The organism is Caldisericota bacterium, assembly GCA_034717215.1.
Classification (GTDB): domain Bacteria; phylum Caldisericota; class Caldisericia; order Caldisericales; family Caldisericaceae; genus UBA646.
Genome location: JAYELD010000057.1, coordinates 1 through 2,203 on the forward strand (window position 1 = coordinate 1; position 2,203 = coordinate 2,203).

Annotated in this window: 2 protein-coding genes; both read right to left on the minus strand. The window is 35.1% G+C overall.

Annotated elements, in window-relative coordinates; genetic code table 11:
• Window positions 1–1,832 (minus strand): bifunctional alpha,alpha-trehalose-phosphate synthase (UDP-forming)/trehalose-phosphatase (locus U9Q18_02495; GenBank protein ID MEA3313228.1); only part of this gene is annotated, 1,832 nt, incomplete at its 3' end.
• A 186-nt stretch (window positions 1,833–2,018) separates the two neighbouring features.
• Window positions 2,019–2,203 (minus strand): IS3 family transposase (locus U9Q18_02500; GenBank protein ID MEA3313229.1); only part of this gene is annotated, 185 nt, incomplete at its 5' end.

The window sequence follows — 2,203 nt, forward strand, 5'->3', positions numbered from 1 at the left end:
ACAAGAGAAAAACTTTTTTCTTCTATAAAAGAGTTCGGGGTTCTATCTACATATAGTTCAAGTATTGGCCATATTTCCTTTTTCCAATCATCTTCCAATGGTTCTATTTTTTTCCAGTCCTTTCTTCTTTCTTTAATCCACGCACCATGTTCTGCAACCAATCCTATGTCTAAAGAGCTGAACCATTTATCTAATGTTTCTTTATTTCGGCCACTTATAACTGCAATCTCATTTTTTGTGTTACTTGCTAAAGATTTCAGCATCTTTAGAAGTTCCTTATCAGGTTTTGCTTTTTTAGGCTTTTTCACGAAATGAACAAGGGTCCCATCATAATCTAACAAAATCAATCGATTATCACTTTTAGAATAGTCATCTAATAATTTGAGCTCCAATTCATGTGAAAACCTTCTCGTACCCTGACCCTGCTGAAGTTTTTTGATATCAAGCAAGCTATCAATAAAATCGCTTGCCCATCGTTTTGCATTATACCGCATCAATCTTTTCTGCATAATTTTAGTTCGCTCTATTTGTTCTTCATCAGGCATCAAAAGGGCTTCTTCTAGAGCTTCTGCAATCTCTTCTCTATTGTTTGGATTTACTATAATTGCTTCTCCCAGCTCTTCCGCAGCTCCTGTCATTTCACTGAGAATTAAAACACCCTTGGAATCAACCTTGGAGGCAATGAATTCTTTAGATACCAAGTTCATTCCGTCTCTGAGGGGAGTAACAAGGGCTATATCAGCTATACTGTAGAGGGCAGCCAACGTGTAAAATGGTAAGGAGCGATAGATATACCATATTGGTATCCATCCAAAAGTTCCATATTTTCCATTAATTTTGCCTACTAATTCATCTACCTGTTTTTTCAATAACCTATAATGTTCTACTTTTGTACGTGAAGGAACTGTAATGATGATATACGTTATTTTCTCCTTAAACTCTGGGTATCTATCTAAAAAGAAATCAAATGTTTCCAAACGCTCTGGTATGCCTTTCGTGTAATCTAGCCTATCGACTGAAAGTATTACTTTACGGTCTCCTACTTTTTTACGAATTCTATTAATTTTTCTTTGCACTTTGACATCGGATGCTGCATCTGCAAATTTCTCATAGTCGATTCCCATCGGGAAGGCATCCACCCTTACAACCCTATTGCTAAGTGTTATCTCTCCATAAGCATGTTCATAATCAAGTATTCGTCGAACGGTTTCAAGAAAATGTTTAACATAGCTATAAGTGTGGAAACCAATGAGATCGGCTCCTAAAAGCCCATCCAAGATTTCCCTTCGCCAAGGAAAAAGACGAAAGATTTCATAGGAGGGAAATGGAATATGAAGGAAAAAACCTATCTTAGCGTTTGGCAATTTCTCCCTTAAAAGTTTTGGAAGAAGTAACAGATGATAGTCGTGTATCCAGATAATATCATCAGGATTTGCATTTTCCAAGATTTTTTCACTAAAAATCTTGTTCACTTGTTTGTAAGCTTCCCATAATTTTTTATTAAAGATTGCATGTTGTATAAAATAGTGGAAAAGTGGCCAAACGGTTTTATTACAAAAACCATTGTAATATAAATCAACATTTGTTTGAGTCAAGAAAACAGGATAGCAGGAGAACTCACTAATTAACTTTGTTTCAATAGATTTTCTATTTTTCTTATTAAGCTTTTCGCAGGGAACTCCAGGCCATCCAACCCAAATACTGTTATGAGAATTGTGAAAGGAGCCTAGTCCTGTAGCCAACCCACCAACACTATGGTTGAAACTCAAACCGTTTTTTCTTTTTATAACCGTAACTGGCAACCTATTCGAGACGATTATTAACCTTTCCACAAAGTTCTACTTTTCCTTGTTTTTTGCTTTAGCCAATTAGTGGTGTATAACGGGGTCAAGCCATATGAAGTTTGCAGTAGTAACAAATTGGGTGATTTTTTTTCCTTCATTACTTCCTCCTTTTTTATTTCCTTGCCCTATTCTCGTCTTTTTACAGTTTTCCTAGTTTAATTATAATGTATATTTTTAGGGTGTCAAATAATTGTATGAGTTACATACATTTGAGACTCCGGATAATGTTTTAAGAAAATCTATAGGCGACAAATTATTAAGACCTTTATGAACTCTCTTAGTATTATACCAGATGAGATAATCGATTAGTTTTGAGTTGAATGCATTAATATCTGTAGCTAATAGATTAAGGTGGTTGT